Origin of the sequence: Polynucleobacter yangtzensis (assembly GCF_027924165.1) — a bacterium.
Taxonomy (GTDB): domain Bacteria; phylum Pseudomonadota; class Gammaproteobacteria; order Burkholderiales; family Burkholderiaceae; genus Polynucleobacter; species Polynucleobacter yangtzensis.
In genome coordinates, this window is the sequence record NZ_AP026973.1 from 770,344 (window position 1) to 793,789 (window position 23,446).

25 protein-coding genes are annotated in these 23,446 nt (G+C 46.2%); 9 read left to right on the plus strand and 16 right to left on the minus strand.

Going from position 1 to position 23,446, the window contains the following annotated elements; translation table 11 throughout:
* The first annotated feature begins 4 nt into the window (after nt 1–4).
* A complete protein-coding gene (gene aceF, locus QMF28_RS04015; RefSeq protein WP_281743372.1) occupies nt 5–1,612 on the plus strand; it encodes a dihydrolipoyllysine-residue acetyltransferase in 1,608 nt (535 codons plus the stop codon).
* Between the two features lie 9 nt (nt 1,613–1,621).
* Nucleotides 1,622–3,406: a dihydrolipoyl dehydrogenase gene (lpdA, locus tag QMF28_RS04020; RefSeq protein ID WP_281743373.1), complete on the plus strand. Its 1,785-nt coding sequence runs from the start codon at nt 1,622–1,624 to the stop codon at nt 3,404–3,406.
* A gap of 75 nt (nt 3,407–3,481) precedes the next feature.
* Here lpdA and QMF28_RS04025 read toward each other — a convergent pair whose 3' ends face one another.
* Nucleotides 3,482–4,036: a phasin family protein gene (locus QMF28_RS04025; RefSeq protein ID WP_281743374.1), complete on the minus strand. Its 555-nt coding sequence runs from the start codon at nt 4,034–4,036 to the stop codon at nt 3,482–3,484.
* A 201-nt stretch (nt 4,037–4,237) separates the two neighbouring features.
* On the opposite strand from QMF28_RS04025, the gene QMF28_RS04030 reads away from it, so the two are divergent.
* Together QMF28_RS04030 and QMF28_RS04035 are read left to right on the plus strand one after the other, a co-directional pair.
* Nucleotides 4,238–5,125 (plus strand): DMT family transporter, encoded by an 888-nt coding sequence (locus tag QMF28_RS04030; RefSeq protein ID WP_281743375.1) that lies wholly within the window; start codon nt 4,238–4,240, stop codon nt 5,123–5,125.
* A gap of 121 nt (nt 5,126–5,246) precedes the next feature.
* Complete coding sequence (locus QMF28_RS04035) at nt 5,247–6,263, plus strand: serine hydrolase (protein WP_068321295.1); 1,017 nt, start codon at nt 5,247–5,249, stop codon at nt 6,261–6,263.
* Between the two features lie 2 nt (nt 6,264–6,265).
* Here QMF28_RS04035 and QMF28_RS04040 read toward each other — a convergent pair whose 3' ends face one another.
* The 13 genes from QMF28_RS04040 to QMF28_RS04100 all read right to left on the minus strand — a co-directional run bounded on the left by QMF28_RS04040 (nt 6,266) and on the right by QMF28_RS04100 (nt 18,059).
* Entirely contained in the window at nt 6,266–7,090 is an 825-nt protein-coding gene (locus QMF28_RS04040; protein ID WP_281743376.1) for an IclR family transcriptional regulator, read from the minus strand.
* A gap of 104 nt (nt 7,091–7,194) precedes the next feature.
* Nucleotides 7,195–8,229, minus strand: coding sequence for a quinone-dependent dihydroorotate dehydrogenase (locus QMF28_RS04045; protein ID WP_281743377.1), 1,035 nt, complete (start codon nt 8,227–8,229; stop codon nt 7,195–7,197).
* Between the two features lie 9 nt (nt 8,230–8,238).
* Nucleotides 8,239–8,985 carry an arginyltransferase gene (locus QMF28_RS04050; protein WP_281743378.1) on the minus strand — a complete coding sequence of 249 codons (747 nt, stop codon included), beginning with the start codon at nt 8,983–8,985 and terminating at the stop codon, nt 8,239–8,241.
* Complete coding sequence (aat, locus tag QMF28_RS04055; RefSeq protein ID WP_281743379.1) at nt 8,982–9,719, minus strand: leucyl/phenylalanyl-tRNA--protein transferase; 738 nt, start codon at nt 9,717–9,719, stop codon at nt 8,982–8,984. The genes QMF28_RS04050 and aat overlap by 4 nt, the downstream gene beginning before the upstream one ends.
* An 8-nt stretch (nt 9,720–9,727) precedes the next feature.
* On the minus strand, nt 9,728–10,288 hold the full coding sequence (locus tag QMF28_RS04060) for an NUDIX hydrolase (RefSeq protein ID WP_281743380.1): 561 nt from the start codon (nt 10,286–10,288) through the stop codon (nt 9,728–9,730).
* Nucleotides 10,289–10,297: 9 nt separating this feature from the next.
* Entirely contained in the window at nt 10,298–12,124 is a 1,827-nt protein-coding gene (locus QMF28_RS04065) for a chorismate-binding protein (RefSeq protein WP_281743381.1), read from the minus strand.
* Nucleotides 12,125–12,148: 24 nt separating this feature from the next.
* Nucleotides 12,149–12,724 (minus strand): peptidylprolyl isomerase, encoded by a 576-nt coding sequence (locus tag QMF28_RS04070; RefSeq protein ID WP_281743382.1) that lies wholly within the window; start codon nt 12,722–12,724, stop codon nt 12,149–12,151.
* A gap of 82 nt (nt 12,725–12,806) precedes the next feature.
* Nucleotides 12,807–13,433, minus strand: coding sequence for a 2-hydroxychromene-2-carboxylate isomerase (locus QMF28_RS04075; RefSeq protein WP_281743383.1), 627 nt, complete (start codon nt 13,431–13,433; stop codon nt 12,807–12,809).
* 6 nt (nt 13,434–13,439) lie between these two features.
* A complete protein-coding gene (locus tag QMF28_RS04080; protein ID WP_281743384.1) occupies nt 13,440–14,753 on the minus strand; it encodes a replication-associated recombination protein A in 1,314 nt (437 codons plus the stop codon).
* Between the two features lie 4 nt (nt 14,754–14,757).
* On the minus strand, nt 14,758–15,237 hold the full coding sequence (locus tag QMF28_RS04085; RefSeq protein WP_082786372.1) for a DUF3429 domain-containing protein: 480 nt from the start codon (nt 15,235–15,237) through the stop codon (nt 14,758–14,760).
* Nucleotides 15,238–15,269: 32 nt separating this feature from the next.
* The gene (locus tag QMF28_RS04090) at nt 15,270–16,124 is read right to left on the minus strand and encodes a 3-hydroxybutyryl-CoA dehydrogenase (RefSeq protein ID WP_281743385.1); all 855 of its coding nucleotides are present in this window, start codon (nt 16,122–16,124) and stop codon (nt 15,270–15,272) included.
* Nucleotide 16,125: 1 nt separating this feature from the next.
* Nucleotides 16,126–16,854 (minus strand): glutathione binding-like protein, encoded by a 729-nt coding sequence (locus tag QMF28_RS04095; RefSeq protein ID WP_281743386.1) that lies wholly within the window; start codon nt 16,852–16,854, stop codon nt 16,126–16,128.
* Nucleotides 16,855–16,862: 8 nt separating this feature from the next.
* The gene (locus QMF28_RS04100; protein ID WP_281743388.1) at nt 16,863–18,059 is read right to left on the minus strand and encodes a pyridoxal phosphate-dependent aminotransferase; all 1,197 of its coding nucleotides are present in this window, start codon (nt 18,057–18,059) and stop codon (nt 16,863–16,865) included.
* Nucleotides 18,060–18,144: 85 nt separating this feature from the next.
* On the opposite strand from QMF28_RS04100, the gene yaaA reads away from it, so the two are divergent.
* Together yaaA and QMF28_RS04110 are read left to right on the plus strand one after the other, a co-directional pair.
* A complete protein-coding gene (gene yaaA, locus QMF28_RS04105; protein WP_068321334.1) occupies nt 18,145–18,921 on the plus strand; it encodes a peroxide stress protein YaaA in 777 nt (258 codons plus the stop codon).
* The gene (locus QMF28_RS04110; protein ID WP_281743389.1) at nt 18,921–20,132 is read left to right on the plus strand and encodes a DUF2863 family protein; all 1,212 of its coding nucleotides are present in this window, start codon (nt 18,921–18,923) and stop codon (nt 20,130–20,132) included. Before yaaA ends, QMF28_RS04110 begins: the two co-directional genes overlap by 1 nt.
* A 96-nt stretch (nt 20,133–20,228) precedes the next feature.
* Here QMF28_RS04110 and QMF28_RS04115 read toward each other — a convergent pair whose 3' ends face one another.
* On the minus strand, nt 20,229–20,603 hold the full coding sequence (locus QMF28_RS04115; RefSeq protein ID WP_281743390.1) for a hypothetical protein: 375 nt from the start codon (nt 20,601–20,603) through the stop codon (nt 20,229–20,231).
* A gap of 13 nt (nt 20,604–20,616) precedes the next feature.
* Nucleotides 20,617–21,606 carry a malate dehydrogenase gene (locus tag QMF28_RS04120; protein WP_215349315.1) on the minus strand — a complete coding sequence of 330 codons (990 nt, stop codon included), beginning with the start codon at nt 21,604–21,606 and terminating at the stop codon, nt 20,617–20,619.
* Between the two features lie 167 nt (nt 21,607–21,773).
* On the opposite strand from QMF28_RS04120, the gene QMF28_RS04125 reads away from it, so the two are divergent.
* The 3 genes from QMF28_RS04125 (at nt 21,774) to sdhD (ending at nt 23,444) form a co-directional block, all read left to right on the plus strand.
* A complete protein-coding gene (locus QMF28_RS04125; protein ID WP_281743620.1) occupies nt 21,774–22,502 on the plus strand; it encodes a GntR family transcriptional regulator in 729 nt (242 codons plus the stop codon).
* A 132-nt stretch (nt 22,503–22,634) separates the two neighbouring features.
* Nucleotides 22,635–23,054, plus strand: coding sequence for a succinate dehydrogenase, cytochrome b556 subunit (sdhC, locus tag QMF28_RS04130; protein WP_068321346.1), 420 nt, complete (start codon nt 22,635–22,637; stop codon nt 23,052–23,054).
* Nucleotides 23,055–23,078: 24 nt separating this feature from the next.
* A complete protein-coding gene (sdhD, locus tag QMF28_RS04135; RefSeq protein ID WP_068321349.1) occupies nt 23,079–23,444 on the plus strand; it encodes a succinate dehydrogenase, hydrophobic membrane anchor protein in 366 nt (121 codons plus the stop codon).
* Nucleotides 23,445–23,446: the final 2 nt, after the last annotated feature.

The window sequence follows — 23,446 nt, forward strand, 5'->3', positions numbered from 1 at the left end:
TACTATGAGTCAAATAATTGAAATCAAAGTCCCGGATATCGGTGACTACAAAGATGTACCGGTGATCGAAGTATTGGTTAAAGCGGGCGATAAGATTGAGAAGGAACAATCCATCGTCGTACTTGAATCTGATAAAGCCACCATGGACGTTCCTTCATCACACTCTGGCGTTGTCAAAGAAGTCAAAGTGAAGATTGGTGATAACCTTTCTGAGGGTTCTGTTGTCATTACCTTGGAAGAGGGTGCAGCGGCTGGAGCTCCAGCACCAGCTGTTAGCGCTCCTGCGGCAGCCCCAGTTGCGGCACCAGCAAGTGCTGGCGGATCTCCAATTGAAATCAAAGTCCCGGATATCGGTGATTACAAAGATGTACCTGTAATTGAGGTTTTAGTGAAGGTAGGCGACAAGATTGAGAAAGAACAATCCATCGTTGTACTTGAATCTGATAAAGCCACCATGGACGTTCCTTCATCACACTCTGGCGTTGTGAAGGAAGTCAAAGTTAAAGTTGGCGATAACCTTTCTGAAGGATCAGTGGTTGTGATTTTGGAAGGTGGGTCTTCAGGTTCTGCAGCAGCACCAGTAGCAGCCAGCGCAGCACCTGCGGCACCAGCAGCTAAAACTGTTGAGCCTCCGATCGCAAGAGCCCCAGCGCCACCTCCACTGAGCAATACTCCTCCGCCAGCAGAAGCAGCAGTAAGTCATGCAAGCCCATCTGTGCGTAAGTTTGCGCGCGAGCTAGGCGTCACGATTGATCAAGTTAAAGGATCAGGTCCAAAAGGACGTATTACTCAAGAGGACGTACAAGCCTTTGTAAAGGCAGCGATGAGCGGCGGAGCAGGAAGTCCTGCAGCAGCTTCTAGCGGCGGTAGTTTAGGTGGCTTGAATCTCATCCCTTGGCCAAAAGTGGATTTCACAAAGTTTGGTGAGATTGAACGTCAACCACTAAATCGTATTAAGAAACTCACAGCAGCCAATTTGGGCCGTAACTGGGTAATGATTCCAGCTGTGACGTATCACGAAGATGCTGACATTAGTGACTTAGAGGCATTCCGCGTTCTCACTAATAAAGAGAATGAGAAGAAGGGTGTCAAAATCACGATGCTTGCTTTCTTAATGAAGGCCGCAGTAGCAGCATTGAAAAAATATCCTGAGTTCAACAGCTCTTTGGATGGCGATGATCTGATCCTGAAGAAATACTTCAATATTGGCTTTGCTGCAGACACTCCTACTGGTTTGGTTGTGCCTGTCATTAAAGATGCGGATAAAAAAGGCATTTTTGAACTAGCCAAAGAAACTTCAGATCTAGCAGCGCTTGCTCGTGATGGCAAATTAAAGCCTGATCAAATGCAGGGCGCGAGCTTTACGATCTCATCACTAGGCGGCATTGGTGGTACATATTTCTCACCGATTATTAATGCGCCTGAAGTAGCCATCATGGGTGTTAGCAAGGCTGCAATGAAGCCGGTATGGGATGGTAAGCAGTTTGTACCTCGCCTGATTTGCCCATTGTCTTTGTCAGCAGATCATCGCGTGATTGACGGTGCTTTAGCTACTCGCTTCAATGTGTACATTGCTCAGCTCTTGGCCGACTTCCGTCGCGCTAGTCTGTAAGGGGATTTCATGGCTAAGCAAACAATTCTCGTTCCAGATATTGGTGACTATTCAGATGTACCTGTTATTGAAGTGCTAGTAAAAGTCGGCGACGTTATTGAAAAAGAACAACCGCTCTTGGTGCTCGAATCAGACAAAGCGACAATGGAAGTGCCGGCAGATGCTGCAGGCACTATCACTAGCATTGCAGTTAAGTTGGGCGATAAGGTTGGCAAAGGTTCTGTGATTGCAGAAATCGAAGCAAGTGGTGCGGCGCCTGCCGCTAAACCTGCTGCAGCTCCTGTGGCACCAGCTCCGGCTGCTCCAACAATGACAGCCGCACCTGCACCAGTAGCAGGGCAGTACAGCGGCAAGGTTGATCATGAATGTGAGGTGTTAGTACTTGGTGCTGGCCCTGGCGGTTACAGCGCAGCATTCCGAAGTGCTGACTTGGGTATGAATACCGTTTTAGTAGAGCGTTACCCAACTTTGGGTGGCGTTTGCTTGAATGTCGGTTGTATTCCATCTAAAGCATTGCTCCACACCACTTCAGTGATGGATGAAGTAAAGACCATGGCAAAGCATGGCATTACCTTTGGTGCGCCGAAGATCGAGATTGATCAATTACGTGGTTACAAAGAATCCGTCATTGCCAAATTAACTGGTGGTCTTGCTGGAATGGCAAAGGCTCGTAAAGTGAAGGTAGTGCGCGGCCTGGGTAAGTTCTTAGATGCGAACCATGTCGAGGTTGAGTTAACCGACGGTACTGGCCAAGACCTCACGGGTAAAAAAGAAGTGGTGCGCTTTCAGAAGGCCATCATTGCTGCCGGTAGTCAGCCAGTGAAGTTGCCTTTCTTACCAGAAGATCCACGTATTGTGGACAGTACGGGCGCATTATTGCTCAAGAGTATTCCAAAGCGTATGTTGGTAATCGGTGGCGGCATTATTGGTCTAGAGATGGCGACTGTTTACAGTACGCTGGGCTCACGTATTGATATTGCCGAGATGATGGACGGCCTCATGGCAGGTGCAGATCGTGATTTGGAAAAGGTCTGGGAGAAGTTCAATGCCGGACGTTTTGAAAAAATCATGCTCAAGACTCGCGCTGCTAGAGCAGAAGTGAAGCCTGATGGCATACAGGTTAGCTTCGAGGGCGAGAATGCGCCAGCGGAATCGCAAACCTACGACTTGGTATTAGTTGCGGTAGGCCGCACTCCAAATGGCAAGAAGATTGATGCTGGTAAAGCAGGCGTGCAGGTAGATGAGCGCGGCTTTATTCCAGTGGATAAGCAAATGCGCACTAATGTCTCCAATATTTTTGCAATTGGTGACTTGGTTGGTCAGCCGATGTTGGCTCATAAGGCGGTGCATGAAGGTCACGTTGCTGCTGAGGCTGCTGCTGGTGAAAAATCTTACTTTGATGCGAAGCAAATTCCATCGGTTGCTTATACCGATCCTGAAGTGGCTTGGGCTGGCTTGACTGAAGAGCAGTGCAAAGCACAAGGCATTGCCTATGAAAAAGGTTTATTCCCATGGGCAGCTAGCGGACGAGCAATTGCCAATGGACGTGATGAAGGTTTCACAAAACTCATTTTTGATGCAACTACTCATCGCATTATTGGTGGCGGTATTGTTGGTACACACGCTGGTGATTTGATTGGTGAAGTGTGTCTAGCCATTGAGATGGGCGCTGATGCGGTGGATATTGGTAAAACTATTCATCCACATCCAACCCTCGGTGAATCTGTAGGTCTTGCGGCTGAGGCGGCCCATGGCCATTGCACTGATTTACCACCCGTGAAAAAGAAATCCTAAAAGTAGTCGTAGAATCACAAAAGAAAAAGCCCCGATGACTCGGGGCTTTTGCATTGCAGATTACTCTGCAGTACTTTATTTCTTCTTCGTAGTTTTGGTGGCAGTATCGGTAGCCTTTAATACGGTTTCGGTAGCGCTATTAAGATTGGTTTGCGCAACTTCAACTGCATGCTTCACAGCTTTCTGGCTTGTCTCAAATACATTGTTAGCAGAAGCGATAGCTTGTTTCATGGCTTGTACGGCTGCATCAGATCCAACTGGTGCATTCTTAGTCCACTCTTCCACTAAAGAGTTGATTTTCTTTTGACCTGCTTGAAACTCTTTTTCAGCAGATTGGGTAAAGCTGTTTTGGGTCTCGTGAGCTAACTCATATAAGTGGCGGCTATAAGCCATAATTTTTTCTGCCATTGGCTGAACTGCTTCAGCTTGATGGGCGAGTAACTGTTGAATGTCTTTTACTTCTAACGCTTTTTTAGCGCTATTCATGCTATCGCTCAAACTTTGCTTAGCAATATGCATATTCAGCTCTACTAATTTTTCAATGCTTTGCAAAGCTTGATTGGTTAATCCACTCAAGGTCTCTAGGTTTGCTTTTTGTGCCGCTGCAATTTGTTCTGGAGTTAAGTTCATTTCGGTCTCTTTCCATTTGATAATTATTTTGATTCTGACTTTAGGCTTTTACCTAATGTACTCTCATTGATAAATTATATGGCAAGTATGTTGCATCGCAATATATTTTTCCCCAATCTTGGATATAAATAGGGCGGGTAGAGAAAAGCGCCTAAAATCGAAGATTCAGTAAAAAATCCCAATATTTATAGCAAGTTACTTATGAAGCTTACGCTAGACAACGCCATTGCCCCGATATTTGTGCTCATTTGGAGTACTGGTTTCGTGATCGCGCGTTTAGCAATGCCATATGTAGAGCCGGCAACCTTCTTGTTTTGGCGGTTTGCAGGGGTTTTGGCTGCGATGGCAGCGCTTAGTCTGGTGTGGAGAATCACTTGGCCTAGCTGGTCTCAAATCAAGCATATCGCCGTTGCTGGCATCTTGCTCCAGTTTGGATACTTGCTCGGTGTATGGTTTGCAGTCAGATTGGGAATGACGGCTGGGTTGGTTGCGATCATTGTGGGACTTCAGCCGATCGTGACTGCTTGGTTTGCTGCCTGGATATCAGAGAAGGTGTCGCCGCGCCAATGGATCGGTCTGGGATTTGGTTTTGCTGGTGTTGCCTTAGTGGTGGTTGAAAAGATTGGTTTTACGCATATTCCTTTGGCGAGTTACGTACTCGCATTTGGGGCGTTGCTCTCGATAACCTTTGGCACCCTTTATCAAAAGAAATTCTGTCCAGTATTTGACTTGCGTGCCGGCTCCTCTATTCAGTTTGGCGTTTCAGCTGGGCTGTGCTTTATATGCATGTATTTATTTGAATCAGGCGAGATGGTTTGGAACCCATCTGTTATTGGCGCATTGCTTTGGGCCATCTTCCCCTTATCGATTGGATCCATCAGTTTATTGTTCATGATGATTCGCAAGGGCGCCGCTACCAAAGTCACCAGCTTTCTCTATTTAGTGCCACCGACAACTGCCGCAATGGCTTGGATGTTATTTGATGAGCCATTCACCTTATTGATGGCTGTTGGTCTATGCCTAACGATGACGGGAGTAGTCCTGGTAAATGCGCGCCAGGCTAATACAGTCGCGACAATTGCAGAGTAGGGCGTATTAGCAAGGGTGTATTTTGGTGAGCGGAATACCTAGATTGGGGCGAATAAAACTGCCGTGCTCAAGGAAATTATTTATCATTCCGTATGTTGAAAGTTTTGGAAGGTATTTTGGGATGCGTTTGAATCGATTGTGGCTTTTTGCCTTGGCAGTAATTTTTGCGGTTGGCGCTATGGCGAATGCACCTGCAATTGCTGCTAATAAAGATAAACAGCAAACCAAAACTACTACTAAAACAGCCGCTAAGACAAACACCAAGACTTCCAAGAAACCAAAAACCGTTCGCGTAACAGTAACGCGCTCAACAGAGCCGGTCGTACCTGCAAGACCATCTCTTGCAACTGCATTGGGATTGCGCGGGCAACATGATGACCTGAATCTCAAATCTAGCGTAGCGATGGTTGTTAATCAAGATACCAAAGAAGTATATTTTGAAAAGAACCCCTCCGTAAGTTTGCCAATTGCTTCCATTACTAAGTTAATGACAGCGATGGTGGTGTTAGATGCCAAGATGCCATTAGATGAAACTTTGGTAATTAACTCTGAAGATGTAGCTAGTTATCGCTCATCACGTTTAGCCGGCGGTACCGTTTTAACTCGTGAAGAAGCCTTGTTGCTCGCTTTAATGTCCTCTGAGAACCGCGCTGCATATACCTTGGGAAGAAATTACCCGGGCGGTGTTTCAGCATTTGTGGGCGCTATGAACCGAAAAGCAAAAGAGCTTGGCATGGACCATTCTCATTTTGCGGATCCAACTGGTCTCATGAGTGAGAATGTTGCCACAGCAGAAGATCTGACGCGCATGCTCAGTGCCGCATATCAATATAAAACCATTCGTGAGTTTTCAACTTGGCCAGACCTGACCATGGTGATTGCGAAACGTCCGCAAAAGTTTTTGAATACCAATCGTCTTGTGCGCTCTGGTGATATGAATATCGGACTACAAAAAACGGGCTTCATTAATGCTGCTGGTAAATGTTTGGTGATGCAGGCTAGAGTAAACAACACACCTTTGTTGCTAGTGTTCTTAGATTCCGTTGGAACACAATCTCGTTTTGCTGATGCCGTGCGTGTACGTGATTGGTATGAACGTATGCCGTCTGGCGCGCAGCCAATTCGTCGCTTAATGTAAGACTAGTTTGTGCCGCCTGGTTCGGCAGATTTGGGTTTAAAGCCCATGCCTTTGGAGATCTGTAGGGCGGTTTCTTGTAGGGCGCGCAGCCAATCTGCCTGAATACGGTCGGTTGGGGCGCTTAAGGATAGGCCGGCAACTAATTTTCCGGTGTCATCCAAGATAGCTGCAGCTAAACAGCTCACACCCAACTCCAATTCTTCATCATCGCGAGCATTGCCCACTTTGCGTACTTGATTAAGTTCAGTCTCGAGTTTGCCTAAATCGGTGATGCTATTGCGAGTATGTCCAGATAAGCCGGTACGCGTGACATAGGCTCGAACCTGACTAGGATCATCGCTAGCTAAAAAGAGTTTGCCAACTGAGGTGAGGTGCAAAGGCGCGCGACCACCAATAGCACGGACAACTTGCATTCCTGAGCGCTCGCTATAGGCGCGATCAACGTAAACGATTTCATCACCTTGGCGAACAGATAGGTTTACTGTTTCACCGGTGAGCTTGTGTAGGGTACGCATTGGTAACTGCGCTGCTTCGCGAACTGATAATCTTGCTTTCACTAAATTGCCAAGCTCTAGTAGCTTTAAACCAAGACGGTAAGTGCCGCCATCACCACGTTCAACTAGTCTGCAAGCAACCATGTCATTCAAAATACGGTGAGCAGTAGAGGGGTGGAGGCCAGTTAGTTCAGCAAGGTTTTTGAGGCTGCTTGAGTCCTCTTGATCAGCTAGTGCATCTAGTAAATTCATCATGCGCTCCACTACCTGGATGGCTGTTTTGCCAACCTCACCGGTAGATTTGGGGGTTTTGATGGTTTTACTAGTGCTCATAGGACTTATTGTAGCGATTTCAGACGAAATTGCATATTGTGAAATGCCATTTTATAGGGCAACCAATGAGAAAAGCCCCTCAATTGGGGCGATTTAAAGGTGTTTTAGGATTGCCTGAGAGCAGTGGCGCACTCGTTGATCAAGTCTGGACCGCGATAGATTAAGCCGCTATAGAGTTGGACTAGGCTGGCGCCAGCCATGATTTTTTCTCTGGCATCAGCACCAGATATGATGCCGCCAACGCCAATGATCGGCAGCTGATTGCCAAGTCTGGCTTTCAAAGCTTTGATGACAATATTGGAGGCATTACGAACAGGTGCGCCAGATAGGCCGCCAGCTTCTTCGCCAAATTCCATTCCTTTGACTGCATCGCGGGAGATGGTTGTGTTGGTAGCAATGACTGCATCGATACCAAACTCGAGCAGTAGATCGGCAATGAGATTGATGTCGCCATGATCTAAGTCTGGCGCAATCTTCAGGAAGAGTGGTTTACGTACGCCATGGCGATCACATAAACGCTTTCGAGCTTCATCAAGGCTGCCGAGTAATTCACGGAGCATTTCTTCGCCTTGTAGAGCGCGGAGATTTTGAGTATTCGGGGAGGAGATATTGACGGTAATGTAAGTGGCGATTTCGTAGACAGCTTCCATGGCCAATACGTAATCACGGGAAGCTTCTTCGATTGGTGTGCTGGCATTTTTGCCAATGTTCATACCAAGAACACCGCCGCTTTGCCAAAATTTAGAACGGCGTACTCTGGTGACGCAGGCATCAACACCGTCGTTATTAAAGCCCATGCGATTGATGATGGCCTGTGCTTCAGGAAGGCGAAACATGCGAGGTTTTGGATTGCCAGGCTGCGGGCGTGGTGTCACGGTGCCGATTTCTAAAAATCCAAATCCCAATGCAGCCAGTGCATCAATGTGTTTGCCATCTTTATCTAATCCAGCGGCAAGACCAACTGGGTTTGGAAACTCAATACCGCAAAGCATTTGTGGATCGTTAATCGGCTTATTTACTAAACGCTCTAATAATCCCCAACGCTGCGCGCGATCCATATTGCTCAGAGTGAGGTTATGGGCTTTTTCAGGATCTATACAAAAAAGCCAGGGGCGTAGAAGGGAGTAGCGATCGATCATGGGTAGATATTATGACTCAGACAGCGGCTGCCAATGATCGTCGATCAGCCCCTCCATGGGCTGATAGTTAATCTTGTATGACATCTTGTTGCTTTCTTTGATGTAGTAGCCAAGATAGAGGTAAGGCAAGCCCAAGATCTTTGCCTGCTCTATCTGCCACAAGATACTGTAGCTGCCATAGCTAGCAGCATGGCTTGAGGTGTCATAAAAGGTATAAACCGAGGAGATGCCTTGTTCCAGGATATCGATCATGCTGACCATGCGTAATCGACCTGGATGCGGGTCATGAGGACCATCCCGAAATTCCACAATGCGCGAGTTCACTCGACTTTGCAATAAAAATTGCATGTACTGGTCTTGATCGTCGCTATCCATATCTCCACCTTCATGGCGCTCATGTTGATAGCGTTGATAGAGTTGGTAATGCTCTTCTTGGTAGCCAAGATTTAATACTGAAGCTTCAAGACCAGCATGTTTTTTCTGGGCGCGGCGCTGGCTTCGTGAGGGTATAAATTGATTTACCAAGATACGTGTCGCAATACAGGCTTTGCATTCATCACAATATGGTCGATAGGTATACAAACCACTACGTCTAAATCCAGCATTTAACAAATCACTGTAGACATCCGCATGTATCAAATGGGATGGCGTAGCAACTTGAGAGCGAGCAGTCTTATTTGGAAGATAGCTACAGGCATATGGAGCAGTTGCATAAAACTGCAGAGTGGTTAGAGGAAGTTCTTTGAGCTGGGTCATAGCCAGTGATGCAAGATCGTTTTATCAAATGTCCAAGATTTATCAATCTTAGTTTGATTTAAAGAAACTTGCAGTTGCTCTAAAAAGTCTTTACGCGGGATGGGTGCAGCGCCCAAAGAATGCAGATGAGCCGTCTCTTGCTGGCAGTCAATCATGTACACCTCATTGGCTAGGCACCAGGCGCTGAGGGCTGCTAAGGCAATTTTGGACGTATTGGTCTTGCGGCTGAACATGGACTCCCCAAAAACCATGCCTCCAAAAGAAACGCAATAAAGTCCGCCCATCAGCTGGCCATCCTCAATTACAGCAATGCTGTGAGCATTGCCTTGCTCATGTAATGCTGTGTAGGCATCCATAATTTCATGGGTGATCCAAGTGCCGTCTTGATCTTTGCGTGTACTAGTTGCGCAAGAGCGGATGACAGCACCAAAATCACGATCTACCTCTACTTGAGATTGGGAATTTTGACAAAAGAGGCGAATAATTTTTCGCAAGGAATCACTGCATTTGAAGTTGCTTGGTTTTAAAACCATTCTAGGGTCTGGTGACCACCAGAGTACTGGCTGGTTATCCGAGTACCAGGGAAAGATGCCTTGTTGATAGGCGCGCGCGAGTTGTCCTGGATAAATTTGTTCGCTCACTGCAATCAATCCAGGAACGCTAGGATCTGGATCGGCCTCTAGCAGAGGATTAGGGAAAGGGTCATGTGGCCCTAGCCAGGCAATCTGACCCATAGGACTCTTTAAATTCTTTCGGATGGCAAGATATCGCGACTGCGCACATGAAACTCTTTACCAGTCTCAAAGTTACCTGCAGCACGATCTGCAAAAAACCATTCTAAGGTCTGCTTAACTGTGGGGAAGGCTAATTCATTCCAAGGAATATCGGCCTCATTAAAGAGTGCAACTTCAAGGCTTTCTTCACCAGCGGAAAACTCTGGCGTATTCATCGTCGCTAAATAAAATAGGTGTACTTGCTCGGCATGTGGCACGTTGAGAAGAGAGTAGAGCGGTCCAATTTTCACTTCAGCACCAGCCTCCTCGAGAGTCTCGCGAGCAGCACCATGACTCGTACTTTCTCCTAATTCCATAAAGCCTGCAGGAAGAGTCCAATAACCATGACGAGGCTCAATCGCTCTGCGACATAAGAGCACTTGCTGGCCGTATACAGGAATGCTACCCACTACATTGCGAGGATTCTGATAATGAATGCTGCCACAAGCTTCGCATACATGGCGTTCACGAGAATCATCGGCTGGAATTTTGATCGTCAATACAGCGGCGCAGTTGGGGCAATACTTCATGCTGACTTTCTAAAAATGGGCTTTGATAGCGCCACGAAGGGCATTGCTAAGGATAATCTCATCTGCCATTGAAACATCATTAATAGTCAGGTTGGCTTCACGGGCATTCATTTTGGGATCGGCAAGCAAGGCGGCACGCATGACACCAGGCAGGAGACCTGCCGAGACGGGTGGCGTGAGCCAATCAGAGCTTCCCTTAGGTTTAACAAAAATGCTAGTTCTTCCGCCTTCTGTCACAAAGCCTTTCTCATTACAAAAGAGGGCATCAAAACCACCTAACTTAGTAGCTTCTTGCCATGCTTGATCATAGAGACTTCGTTCACTAACTTTGTGTCTCAGTAGTACATCTCCTGAATACATCGTTACATCACCAAGCAGGATATCTTTAGCCCAGAATATTTTGACAGGTTCATTTGTCTGATGAATAACGGCGTTTGAAACAGAAAGCGCTCCATTGGCTGCAAGATCTAGTCTTAATCGATGCGACAAGTTTTTATCAAATGATGCACAAGCGTCCAGAACCAACTTTTGTGCGGTAACAGATTCAAAGGGAATTCGCAAAGCCAAAGCAGAAGCGTGCATGCGCTCTAGGTGTGATCTCAATCTCTGTGGCTCACCGTGTAGCACTGCAATCGTTTCAAACAAGCCTGTAGCGCTTGGAAGATCCATCAGAAAGGCAGATTTAATATGACATTCTTGCCACTCTTGTTTGACATCGGAGTCATTGGTAATACCGGCTCCGACACCTAAAGTGAAAGTGGAAGTGTGGGATTGACTATTTGTCGCAATTTCAACCGTACGAATAGGTACGCTAAAGGCAAAGTTGCCGTTAGGATCGAGCCAGCCCAAAGCGCCACAGTAGTAACCTCGATCTTCAGATTCAAGCTCTTGAATAATCTCCATGCTGCGTTTCTTTGGGGCGCCAGTAACAGAGCCACATGGAAAAACAGCCTTGAAAATATCAAAGAGACTGACATCAGGTTTAATTTGGCCTTGCACGGTAGAGGTCATTTGCAAAACATCACCATGTCTTGCTACTTCAAAAAGATTAGGTACCGTTACCGTACCCGGTAATGAGATGCGGCTGAGATCGTTGCGCAGTAAGTCAACAATCATGACGTTCTCTGCTTGATTCTTGGGATCATCAGATAAAGCGCTGGCAACGGCAGATAAAGCACTGGCAGTGCCTTTCATGGGCATAGCTTTTAAAGTATCTCCATCGCGTGCAATGAAGAGTTCCGGAGACTGAGATAGCAGAAAGTTGCCATCATATTCTATGTAAGCCCCAAATCTACCGGGTTGCCTATTCCGCAGGCGACTGTACAAAGCTAAAGGGGCTCCATAGGTCTCACCCTTGATGCGATAGGTGTGATTAATTTGGTAACTATCACCGCTACGAATGTATTCCTGAATGGCGTTGATATCTGCCGTAAAGCGATCTTCGGATATTGATTCTTGAACATCCATTACACCTGCACAACGTTGAGAACTCTCAAGCAAGGAAAGCTTTTCTGAGAGGCAGCTATCAACATCTTGTTTAGAGAGTTTTTTAAAGCTTGAGAAAGCCCAAGCCTCTATTAATGGATGTGGCTCATCAGATAAAGATGGCCTCTGAGGAATCTTATGTATTTGCCTACCTAATTCATAGGCAAATGCAGCCACAACATATTCACCTTTAGCGAGGGATTCAGAGATTTCAGAAAGACAATTCTGGGTAGCGGATAAATCTAAAGCGTTATCACCACTAGGAAGTACGCGCCAGTAGTGGAGCGCATTTTCATAAAGGCGGCTAGTAGGCGAGGCCGCAGTGCTTTGCGCGTCATCGAGCAAAATCATTGAGGCTTGCCTGGTAAGTTCAGATTACTTCAGAATCGTGGCAGATTCGATGGTGACAGTCTGAGTTGGGACGTCAGCCATTCTACCCATGCGCGGCGCTGGTGCAACCATGGTTGGGATCTTGCGAATGGCATCAATCGTTTGTGTACCAGAGATCACTTTGCCAAACACGGTATAGCCATTACCCATTGCATTTGGATAATCTAAACCTGCATTGTCTTTAACGTTAATAAAAAACTGTGCAGTTGCAGAATCAGGATCGGAAGTGCGGGCCATGGCAATCGTATAGGTATTGTTTTTTAAACCGTTTTGCGCTTCGGAAACGACTGGAGCATTGGTTGGCTTTTGATTTAGATCTGCAGTAAAGCCACCACCTTGAATCATGAAGCCATCAATCACGCGATGGAAGATTGTGCCGTTGTAGAAACCGCTCTTCACGTAATTTAAGAAATTAGCAGTGGTTTTAGGAGCTTTAACGTCATCCAACTCCACTACGAAGTTCCCCATATTTGTCTTAAATTCTACCTTTGGTCCAGCAAATGCAGCTTGGGTGGCAAAACAAGAAAGGGTAACAACGAGGGCGGCCAATAGCTTGCGCATAAGAACTCCTTAAACAATATGAAAGTGACTTAAATTGATTGTATTGCTCATTACTGCATGATGGGTGAATGAAGTTGTATCGTCAGCTTAGGCCATTAGGCACATTGCCAGCATAGGCGTAAGAAGCCTCTTCAAACATGCCAGGCCTGGCAAGGTAATCCAAGACCCAGTCGATCGTATCGATTCCCCAAAAGCACTGTTGATTGACTATCAGAGCTGGCACTCCAAATGCGCCATCAGCTTTGGCCTGATTGGTATTGGCAATCAGCTTTGCTTTTACCTCTGGATTTTCAGGTTTAGGGGTGTCAGCAGTTAAACCTAAGTATGTGCAAAATTCTGGCCAAGATAGATTGGGGTCTCTACCTTCTACCCACACATAATCAAAGGCGCGTTCAACCATTGTCCATTCAGCATTCTGCTCAACTAAAAGACGTTGTGCTGCAACCGTCATAAATGGATGATGTTCTGGAAAGCGAAAAGGGATGCCTAGCTTCTCAGCTTGCCAAACGCAGAACTGATAAGTATGTGGACGTTTAGCTGCAACCTCACCAGGACCCTTATTTTCAGCAGCACGGAGTAGGCCGCCTAGCAGAATTGGAACTGGCTTGATGTCTAGCTTGCTCTCTAGGCGATGTCTTTGCTTGACATAAAGATACGCAAATGGCGAAACAATGTCGTAATAAAAAGTGGCCGAAGTTTTTGTGCTCATATCGCTTTACTTCTTCTGATGCTCTTCATCGAGCTTTTTTAAGAATGCTAACTTCTCTTTAATCTGAGACTCAAGTCCACGTTCAACTGGCTCATACCAGTGCGGCTCTTTCATACCCTCAGGTAAGTAGGATTCGCCAGCGGCATAGCCATGAGGTTCATCGTGGGCGTAGCGATACTCTTTGCCATGACCAAGCTCTTTCATTAACTTAGTTGGGGCATTACGCAAATGATTTGGCACGCCTCTAGATTGGTCTTGAGCAACAAATGCTCTTGCCGCATTAAAGGCGTTGTAGCTGGCATTGCTCTTGGAGGCAACGGCAAGATAAACAACTGCTTGGCCAAGCGCAAGTTCACCTTCAGGTGAACCGAGTCTTTCAAAGGTTTGCGCAGCATCATTAGCTAATTGCATAGCCCTTGGATCTGCTAAGCCAATATCCTCCCAAGCCATGCGGATAATACGACGCGCTAGATAGCGGGGATCTGCTCCACCATCGAGCATTCGGCAAAACCAATACAAGGCGGCATCAGGATTGGATCCTCGCACAGATTTATGTAAGGCAGAGATTTGATCGTAGAAGTGATCACCACCTTTATCAAAACGTCGCGCTTGAGCACTCAAAGCGTTTTCAATAAATTGTTGATCGACATTCTTGAGTTCAGCATTCGGTGTGAGTGCTGCATTGCGTACTTGTTCAATCAGATTCAGTAGGCGCCTAGCATCGCCATCAGCATTCGAGATCAGCGTATCAATAGCAGCGGACTCAAATTGCACATCAGGCATTGCATGTTGGCGCGCACGATCAAAGAGTAATTTCAACTCCTCTGGTGTAAGTGACTTCAATACGTATACCTGAGCTCGCGATAAGAGGGCGGAGTTCACTTCAAAAGAAGGGTTCTCGGTAGTGGCGCCAATAAAGGTAAACAAGCCTGATTCCACATGGGGTAGCAGGGCATCTTGTTGGCTTTTATTAAAGCGGTGGATCTCATCCACAAACAAGATTGTTTGCTTGCCGTACTGGGCCATGTTCTGTTGGGCTTGCTCAATAGCCTCGCGGATTTCTTTTACACCAGCTAATACTGCAGAGATGGCTATGAACTCACGATCAAACGCCTTTGCAGAAAGACGTGCCAGCGTTGTCTTGCCAACACCTGGTGGACCCCACAAAATCATCGAGTGAGGTTTGCCTGATGCAAAAGCTAAGTTGAGGGGTTTACCGCCGGCTAATAAGTGGGTTTGCCCAATGACTTCTTCAATCGTTTTTGGACGCAGAGCTTCCGCTAAGGGTGGTGGTGGAGTGCTATCAAAAAGACCGCTCATTACATCATGCTTGAATAAAAAGAATGACCAAAGATGCCCATGTTAGGCATGCAGCGGCAACATAGGTCAAACGATTACGCATCGTCATAAATGCAGAACGAGTAGCTTCATCAGAAAAATAATATTGATAGGTGTTCTGATCAATATTGCGCTGAATAATCAGGGTGGAAGCAAGGATGAGTAGACCCACAGGTATATAGATATGCAGTGCAACCCAAGCAACTAGCGCTGGAATAACACCCCAGATCCAGGCATTACGGTCTTCCCAGCGATCTCCAGCAGGTGCTTTGCCCAAAAGGTGCAAGTTAGCGCCCCAATGTAAGGCCCCCATAAATGAAGTGATGACAGCCCCATAACCAGCCAATGATTCAGCACTTAAGTAGTTCATTGGTGTGGGTGCTAATTGCACCATTAAAGCTAGCCCAATAAATGGAATAAGACCGGCATAACCAAGTTTGCGTACTAGAGGTGGAATGGGGTTCACGATGAGATGGCTTCGTTGTTTAAAGTAAAAAATTATTTATCGTAGGTGTAAACGCCGCGACCTGTTTTGCGACCGAGATACCCAGCGGCAACCATTTCGCGAAGAAGTGGGCAAGGGCGATATTTAGAGTCACTGAAGTTTTCAAAATAAACTTCCATCACTGCTAAGCAGGTATCTAATCCAATAAGGTCAGCTAATGCCAGAGGGCCAATCGGTTGATTGCAGCCTAACTTCATGCCGGCATCAATATCTTCTGGGCTGGCAAGTCCTTCGGATAAAACAAAGAAAGCCTCGTTAATCATCGGCAACAAAATACGATTGACTACAAAGCCCGGAGAGTTTTTAACAGTGATTGGCTCTTTGCCAACGCGCTTAGCCATTTCAATAATGGCGGCATGGGTCGCATCACTGGTCTGCAAGCCACGAATCACCTCCACCAGAGCCATCAGGGGTGGCGGGTTAAAGAAGTGCATGCCAATAAAGCGCGCAGGATTGGAATCAAGTGCTGCAAATTTGGTGATGGAAAGAGAGGAGGTATTGGTAGCGATGATGGTGTCTTTACTCACAATCTCATCTACTTGCTTGAGAATTTTCTCTTTGACTGCTTGGTTTTCAGTAGCAGCTTCAATGACTAAACCCAGGCCTTTGAAGTCGTTATAAGAAGTGCTGCCTTTAACACGCTTGAGTGCCGCATCTTTTGCTTCAACAGTTAAGGTTTCTTTCTTAACGAGGCGATCAAGGCTCTTGCTAATTTGTTCGAGACCGCGTTGAACCGCTGCCTCATTGATATCAACCATGACGACATCTAAGCCGGAAACTGCACACACTTGCGCAATACCATTTCCCATAGTGCCTGCACCGATTACACCGACTGATTGAATACTCATCTTATTTCCTCTTTTGATACTGGGTTGAACCAAATAACTGCTCTCTAGCCTTGGCATCGTGCAAAGGTTTACGTAATGCTGTTAATACTTCGCAACCACGCTTTACTGCTGGTCGCGCACCAATTTTTTCAAACCATCGTTTGAAATGCGGGTACTCATTGATATCAATGCCTTGATTTTTCCAATTACGCGTCCATGGATAAATCGCAATATCGGCAATCGAATACGTTTTACCTGCTACATAGGGATTATCTTTCAGTTGACTATCCAATACTCCATAGATTCGCTTGGCTTCATTGGTATAGCGATTGATCGCGTATTCAATTTTCTCAGGTGCATACAGGCGGAAGTGGTGGTTTTGCCCAAGCATAGGGCCAAGACCGCCCATTTGGAACATCAGCCATTGCAGCACTTCATACTTTCCACGGGTATCTTGAGGCAAGAATTTGCCAGTCTTGCCGGCCAAGTAGAGAAGAATCGCACCTGACTCAAAAAGGCTAATGGGTTTGCCGTCCGGACCATTGGGATCAACGATCGCTGGAATCTTATTGTTGGGGCTAATCTTTAAAAAATCAGGGTCAAATTGATCTCCTGCACCAATATCGATGGGGTGAGCGATCCAATCTTTTCCTAATCGAAAACCGCATTCTTCCAGCATGATGTGCACTTTGTGGCCATTGGGTGTCGGCCAGCTATAAACATCAATTACGGTTGATTTCTTATTTGCCATGATGTCCCTTAGATTTTTTCTAAACGTTGTAAGGCGCTTGTGAGTGTTTGATCTTGTTTCGCGAAACAAAAACGAATTACGCCAGATTCAGTCGCTTGCTCATAAAAAGCAGAGACTGGTATGGCGGCTACCCCAATTTCAGTTGTAAGCCATTTGCAGAAGTCAGCCTCATTGAATTTTGCCTGAGGGATATCTAATGCCGAGTAGTCAACACATTGAAAATAAGTGCCTGGAGTAGGTAGTAATTTAAATTTAGTCTTACCCAAGCCCACCCTAAAAAAATCACGCTTAGCTTGATAAAAGGCGGGGAGAGTTAAATAATGCTTAGCATCTGCAAGATATGTTGCTAGGCCATATTGCATCGGTGTATTCACAGTAAATACATTGAACTGATGAACCTTGCGAAACTCTTTTGTTAGTGTCGGCGGTGCAGCTACATAGCCTACTTTCCAGCCGGTGACGTGATAGGTCTTACCAAAACTTGAGACCAGAAAGCTTCTAGCAGCAAGCTCGGGATGGGATGCAACACTGTGGTGCTGCGCTCCATCGTAGACCATATGCTCGTAGACTTCATCGCTCAAAATCAATGCGGAAGTATTGCGAACTAAGTTCGCGAGACTATCTAGGTCAGCCTTGCTCCAAACCATCCCAGTAGGGTTATGCGGAGTATTAATAATGATTAAACGGGTTTTGGAGTTGATTGCCTTGGCTAATGCGTCCCATGGAATTTCATAGGAGGCGACTTGCCCATGCTCTTCACGAATCACTTGTAAAGAAATGGCAATCGTTTTGCCGCCTGCTAATTCGATAGATGGGCGATAGCTGTCATACGCCGGTTCAATGATGATGACTTCATCGCCCGGACTGACGCAAGCGAGTATCGCTGTCAGGATGCCTTGCGTGCCACCCGCAGTGATAGTGATTTCAGTATCGGGATCGTAGTGATGACCGTATAAGTTTTGAATCTTCTGACTTATACCGTTACGCAGCTCTGCAATGCCAATCATTGGCGGATATTGATTGCGATTAGCCAACATGGCTTCATTGACTTCGGCAATCAGTTTTCTATCGCAAGGAAAGTCTGGGAAACCTTGACCCAAATTGATGGCTTTGTGCTCAGCAGCTAAAGCTGACATCACCGTAAAGATCGTGGTCCCCACCGTCGGTAGGCGACTTGGAAAAGAGGGGGTCTCTAGTGGGTTCATGGAGGCGCAGGGTGGTGGTAGGTCGTTTAGAGCGGATATAGCCGGTAGTCGCTAGAATGGTAAAAATACATTAACAAATTGTGCCATGCTGATCGTTCTTTCACCTGCTAAATCCCTGGATTACAAGACCCCAGTCAAGGTCAAGGCGCCAACTTTGCCTGAGTTTGTCTCTGAATCAGCCAAGCTGATTGCCGACTTGAAGAAATTGGCGCCCCAAGATGTTGCCAAGCTTATGGGCTTATCCGATCAATTAGCCACATTGAATGTTGGACGCTATCGGGATTGGTCTAAGAAATTCACCGAAGAGAACAGCAAGCCAGCGATCTATGCTTTTGATGGTGATGTTTATGACGGTTTTGACGTCAAAAGCCTGGATGCTAAGTCCGTTCAGTTTGCTCAAGATCATATTCGGATTTTGTCGGGTCTTTATGGCGCACTAAAGCCCTTGGATTTGATGCAGCCATATCGACTAGAGATGGGCACATCATTTAAGAACGCCCGGGGCAAGGATCTTTATGCCTTTTGGGGTAGTAGAGTGACCGATTCCATCAAAAAGGTTTTAGAAAAACAAAAGAAGCCAGTGCTACTCAATTTGGCTTCTGAAGAGTATTTCAAGGTACTTCAACCCAAAGAATTGGATTGCCCAGTGATTGCTCCTGTATTTCAGGATGCTAAGGACGGTAAGTACAAGATCATTTCTTTTTATGCCAAGCGGGCTCGCGGCCTAATGGCGCGCTACGTGGTTGAGAATCGAATTACCGATCCAGCGGATTTAAAAGGCTTTAACTTAGACGGGTATAAATACTATGCCGCAGAATCTAAAGTAGATAAGCCTGTATTTAGAAGGGCAGAAAGAAAATAATGGCCGTTCATCGCACCAAAGCATCACAACGCAATTCTCCTGAGGTGGAGAAGTTGGTTGCTGACGCTATTTCTTTAGCGGCTTCTGGGAGTCAGGTTGAAGACCGTTTCTGGGAAGAGCGTCTGAATGTGCGATTGATGCGTTTGCTTAAAAGCCAGAACCAAAACGTGATCGATGCTGCTCTGGATCAAACCTTCCGAATTAATACAGTAGCTTTTGAGGTGCTCGCCGATATTGCTGAAACCTTGGCCGAATCCTTAAGGATCGAGCATGAAGGTCAGGAGTGGGATGTGTTGTTATTAGCGCTGCCTATCGTTGCTCACACGCGTTACCAGATCCCTTCAGGCCCATTGCCAGTGAACATCATTGAGTCTACGGCTCAGGCTTTGCATAGTGCGATTGCCTCAACGGACACACGCTTGGCGATTGTTCCTTGGTTGTATAGTATTGATCAAATGCCTCATTCGCATTGTCAAACTCGTATCCTCACAGAGTCATTGGCAAGTGCGGCCATCTCTGGAAAAGAGGTCAAGCTTGAGTTGCGCGATATGTCGGAAACCATCGCTGTGTTAGCTGATCCTCGTTTCATTATTGCGGCCTTGAGTGCACCCGCTGGCTCGCCAATCTTCCGTTGGCAGGCTGAGCCGCCAGTACGCCAAGAGCGCGGAGTGAGTTTGATTGGTTGGCAAAACGCCATGCAAGAGCCGATTGCCTCTTTATTGCCAGGATGTGAGTTCGAGCTGCTCTTGCCCGAGGCTTATTTCACGAACTGCCGCTTGGCAGATAAACATGTTCGCCCTTTAAGTATTCGTGCAGCCGTGAATTTCCTCGAGAGCACTCTTGGCATTCTCCCCGCAGGCTTGTCTTGCGTTGTGGGTGCATTTGGTGAAGAGCAGGCTGATGAGTACCGAATTTCATTTAGCGCAAAAGGCTCTTCGGAGGTCATGTATGGCGTGATCTGGCCGCTCTATGATCGTGAGAGCGTAGCAAGTGATGCTTTAAATGATTTATCGGATGATGAGAGTCCGATCAAGAAAATTTGTGATGCTTTGTATGATGCTGGCGTGGAGGATGTCTTCCGCCATGCCATGCTATTTGACCCAGAGCTCTGTGACGACTGCGGCGCGCCTTTATTTCCGGATCGTTCTGGTGAAGCAGTACATGCTGAAATGCCAGATGATGCACCGTCACAGCAACCTCTGTTTCACTAAAGAAATAGGAAGTTAAGTAAAGAAACTGCGCAAAGAAACTAAGTAATAAAAAAGCCGAGGAATCCTCGGCTTTTTTAATTAATGCAACGTGAGAAATTAATTCTGCACAAATGGTTCCGCACCTGCAAACAAATGTGGCAACTTACCAGATTTCATATCTGCTGTTTGGCAGAAATCGGCAAGACGAACACCTGCTTTGATGTTAAACAACATTGCTTTATTACCTAGCACTACAAGATCGTAACCAGAGTTTGTGTTCTTGTAACGTAAGCTGCCTGGCAATGAGGTTTGGCGCTCCAAATCATAAGATTTAGATTCCCAAGTTAAGCGAACTTTTTCAGTATTGCCAGTAGTTTTGAACTGCTTGCTCTCCTGACAAGTCCACGTAATTACTTCTTCACTAGCGCTAGCATTTACGGCACCTAAAAGGCTTGCAAGAACTGCGCTAATGGCGAGAAAATTTTTTTTCATGTGCAAATTTTCCTTATGAGAGCAGGTGCTTAACGCCAGCTTGCTCTTCGAGTAATTCATTCAAGGTGTGTGTCATGCGCTCACGGGAGAACTCGTCGATCTCTAAACCTTCGATCATTTTGTATTCGCCGTTTTCGCAAACTACTGGGAAGCCATAAATCACTTCAGCAGGAATGCCGTATTCGCCTTTAGAAGGAATACCCATAGTTACCCACTTACCGTTTGTACCGAGTACCCAGTCATGAATATGATCAATCGCTGCGTTCGCTGCAGAGGCTGCAGAAGAAAGGCCGCGAGCTTCAATGATGGCTGCACCACGTTTACCAACAGTAGGAATAAATACATCTTTGTTCCATGCTGCATCGTTGATAGAGTCTTTAACTGACTTGCCATCGATGGTTGCAAAGCGATAGTCTGGATACATTGTTGGGCTGTGGTTGCCCCAAACAACTAATTTCTCAATATCGGCAACAGGCTTGTTCAACTTGTTAGCCAATTGTGAGAGAGCACGGTTGTGGTCGAGACGTAACATCGCTGTAAAGTTTTTCGCAGGAATGTCTGGAGCAGATTTCATGGCAATGTAAGCGTTAGTGTTTGCTGGGTTGCCAACAACCAATACTTTTACAGTCTTCTTAGCAACAGCATTCAATGCTTTACCTTGTGCTGTGAAAATTTGTGCGTTAGCGGAGAGTAGATCTTTACGCTCCATGCCAGGACCACGTGGACGTGCGCCGACTAAAAGAGCAACGTCGATATCTTTAAACGCTGTCATTGGATCTGAGTGAGCTGTCATGCCAGCCAAGAGTGGGAATGCGCAGTCTTCCAACTCCATCATCACGCCAGTTAATGCTTTTTGTGCTTTTTCATCAGGAATCTCTAGCAATTGCAAGATTACGGGCTGATCTTTGCCCAAAAGGTCGCCATTGGCGATACGGAATAAAAGGGAATATCCGATTTGACCGGCTGCACCGGTTACGGCGACACGCATTGGGGCTTTTGCCATTACTAATAACTCCAGAAGAAGGTTAAGAGGGTTAATTTACGAAAACTTTTCTATTATCCATTCAAGTGTAGGGACTTTAGCTTTACACTGTCAATGATGTCTTATATAAGACTAGAATTACCTAGAATTTTATCCAATTGACGCGGTCTGGAGTTAATTTGTCTGATGTGACTTTGCCTGTTGCCTCATTTAGCCCTCTGTACGAGCAGATTAAGGCAATGATTTTGGCTAGTTTGCAAGCCTCCGAATGGCTTCCGGGAGAGGCTATTCCCAGTGAAATGGAGTTGGCAGCCCGTTATGCCGTTAGTCAGGGCACGGTTCGCAAGGCAATTGATGAGCTTGCCGCCCAAAACCTCCTAGTTCGTCGCCAAGGCAAGGGTACTTTTGTTGCCACCCATCAAGAGGATGACTGGCAGTACCGGTTTTTACGCTTAGCCCCAGACTCCGGTGAGAAATTTCACCTTACCAATCAGTTTTTATCCTGCGAAAACACCAAAGCAAGCCCTTATGTGGCCAATTTGCTTAAATTAAAGGCAGGCGACCCCATCATTCATATCGACCGGGTGCAGAGCTTCGCGGGAAAACCCATTGTTTTTGAAGAGATTTTTCTTCCTGGGGCGCGCTTTAAGGGCTTGGATCTAGAAGTCCTCAATGCTTGGCATGGCCCGGTATATGCCTTTTATGAGGGTCAGTACGCAACTCACATGGTGCGCGCAGAAGAAAAGATCAAGGCTGTGGCTGCTGATGAGACTTTAGCGAAGCACCTGCATTTACCGCAGGGTGCACCACTCCTTTCTGTGGAGCGGGTGGCATTTACCTACGGGAATAAACCAGTAGAAATTCGTCACGCTAGATACGACACTTCAGAGCAGCATTACGAGAACAAATTGAACTGAGCAAATCAGTAAAAACCAGTAATTAACCCCTTTAAACGCCAAAAAATCCCCACCACCCCTAAGGTTTCCAATAGAATATGTTGCGATACAACAAAACCACACTGAACCTCCACCTAAAGATAGAGATTACCCATGGTTGATTCACAGCAAGCAGTAAAAAAAGATAGACCTGTTTATAAAAATATCGGTCTTGCTCAATTGATTAAATACCGCCTTCCTTGGGCCGGTAAAGTATCAATTCTTCATCGCATTAGCGGGGCAGCATTGTTCCTCTTATTGCCATTTATCTTGTATCTCTTCGATCAGAGTATTGCTTCTGAGTTGAGCTATCAAAAATTCCAGGCTTTTACCGGCAATATATTGGTAAAAATTATTTGCCTCGGTTTGATCTGGTGTTTTTTACATCACTTCTGTGCTGGTATCCGCTACCTCTTGCTCGATTTAGAAATTGGCGTAGAGAAGTCTGAAGCTAATCGTTCGGCCATTATTGTTCTTGTTATTGGTCTGGCTTTGACTGCAGTAGTTGGTCTCAAAATGTTCGGCTTGTACTAAGCGCTACTCATTTAAGGAAATCTCATGCCTATTTATCAAATCGGACCAAAGCGCTTAGTTGTCGGTGCGCATTACGGCCTTAAAGAATGGATCATCCAGCGCGTTACTGCGATTGTGATGGTGGTATTTACGATTGTTTTGTTAGTTGACTACTGCATCACTGGTAGCGCCTCATACGAGGGCTGGTCTGGCTTGTTCAGCGGTCAAGTAATGAAGCTGTTAACACTCTTGGCTTTCATCAGTTTGTTCTATCACGCTTGGATTGGCGTGCGTGACATCTGGATGGATTACATCAAGCCCGTCAGCATTCGTTTGACACTTCAAGTGTTAACCGTTTTGTATCTCGTAGCCTGTGCGGCCTATGCCGTTCAAATTTTGTGGAAAGTGTAATT

Excerpts from the sequence above, each read along its gene's own strand:
- QMF28_RS04095 (WP_281743386.1), bottom strand. The coding sequence starts at position 16,854 with ATGGCAAATAAGAAATCAACCGTAATTGATGTTTATAGCTGGCCGACA.
- QMF28_RS04115 (WP_281743390.1), bottom strand. The coding sequence starts at position 20,603 with ATGAAAAAAAATTTTCTCGCCATTAGCGCAGTTCTTGCAAGCCTTTTA.
- sdhC (WP_068321346.1), top strand. The coding sequence starts at position 22,635 with ATGGTTGATTCACAGCAAGCAGTAAAAAAAGATAGACCTGTTTATAAA.
- QMF28_RS04040 (WP_281743376.1), bottom strand. The coding sequence starts at position 7,090 with ATGAGCACTAGTAAAACCATCAAAACCCCCAAATCTACCGGTGAGGTT.
- QMF28_RS04120 (WP_215349315.1), bottom strand. The coding sequence starts at position 21,606 with ATGGCAAAAGCCCCAATGCGTGTCGCCGTAACCGGTGCAGCCGGTCAA.
- QMF28_RS04065 (WP_281743381.1), bottom strand. The coding sequence starts at position 12,124 with ATGATTTTGCTCGATGACGCGCAAAGCACTGCGGCCTCGCCTACTAGC.
- QMF28_RS04060 (WP_281743380.1), bottom strand. The coding sequence starts at position 10,288 with ATGAAGTATTGCCCCAACTGCGCCGCTGTATTGACGATCAAAATTCCA.
- QMF28_RS04045 (WP_281743377.1), bottom strand. The coding sequence starts at position 8,229 with ATGATCGATCGCTACTCCCTTCTACGCCCCTGGCTTTTTTGTATAGAT.
- lpdA (WP_281743373.1), top strand. The coding sequence starts at position 1,622 with ATGGCTAAGCAAACAATTCTCGTTCCAGATATTGGTGACTATTCAGAT.
- QMF28_RS04025 (WP_281743374.1), bottom strand. The coding sequence starts at position 4,036 with ATGAACTTAACTCCAGAACAAATTGCAGCGGCACAAAAAGCAAACCTA.
- sdhD (WP_068321349.1), top strand. The coding sequence starts at position 23,079 with ATGCCTATTTATCAAATCGGACCAAAGCGCTTAGTTGTCGGTGCGCAT.
- aceF (WP_281743372.1), top strand. The coding sequence starts at position 5 with ATGAGTCAAATAATTGAAATCAAAGTCCCGGATATCGGTGACTACAAA.
- QMF28_RS04035 (WP_068321295.1), top strand. The coding sequence starts at position 5,247 with ATGCGTTTGAATCGATTGTGGCTTTTTGCCTTGGCAGTAATTTTTGCG.
- QMF28_RS04070 (WP_281743382.1), bottom strand. The coding sequence starts at position 12,724 with ATGCGCAAGCTATTGGCCGCCCTCGTTGTTACCCTTTCTTGTTTTGCC.
- QMF28_RS04050 (WP_281743378.1), bottom strand. The coding sequence starts at position 8,985 with ATGACCCAGCTCAAAGAACTTCCTCTAACCACTCTGCAGTTTTATGCA.
- QMF28_RS04075 (WP_281743383.1), bottom strand. The coding sequence starts at position 13,433 with ATGAGCACAAAAACTTCGGCCACTTTTTATTACGACATTGTTTCGCCA.
- yaaA (WP_068321334.1), top strand. The coding sequence starts at position 18,145 with ATGCTGATCGTTCTTTCACCTGCTAAATCCCTGGATTACAAGACCCCA.
- QMF28_RS04090 (WP_281743385.1), bottom strand. The coding sequence starts at position 16,124 with ATGAGTATTCAATCAGTCGGTGTAATCGGTGCAGGCACTATGGGAAAT.
- QMF28_RS04030 (WP_281743375.1), top strand. The coding sequence starts at position 4,238 with ATGAAGCTTACGCTAGACAACGCCATTGCCCCGATATTTGTGCTCATT.
- QMF28_RS04110 (WP_281743389.1), top strand. The coding sequence starts at position 18,921 with ATGGCCGTTCATCGCACCAAAGCATCACAACGCAATTCTCCTGAGGTG.
- aat (WP_281743379.1), bottom strand. The coding sequence starts at position 9,719 with ATGGGTCAGATTGCCTGGCTAGGGCCACATGACCCTTTCCCTAATCCT.
- QMF28_RS04100 (WP_281743388.1), bottom strand. The coding sequence starts at position 18,059 with ATGAACCCACTAGAGACCCCCTCTTTTCCAAGTCGCCTACCGACGGTG.
- QMF28_RS04080 (WP_281743384.1), bottom strand. The coding sequence starts at position 14,753 with ATGAGCGGTCTTTTTGATAGCACTCCACCACCACCCTTAGCGGAAGCT.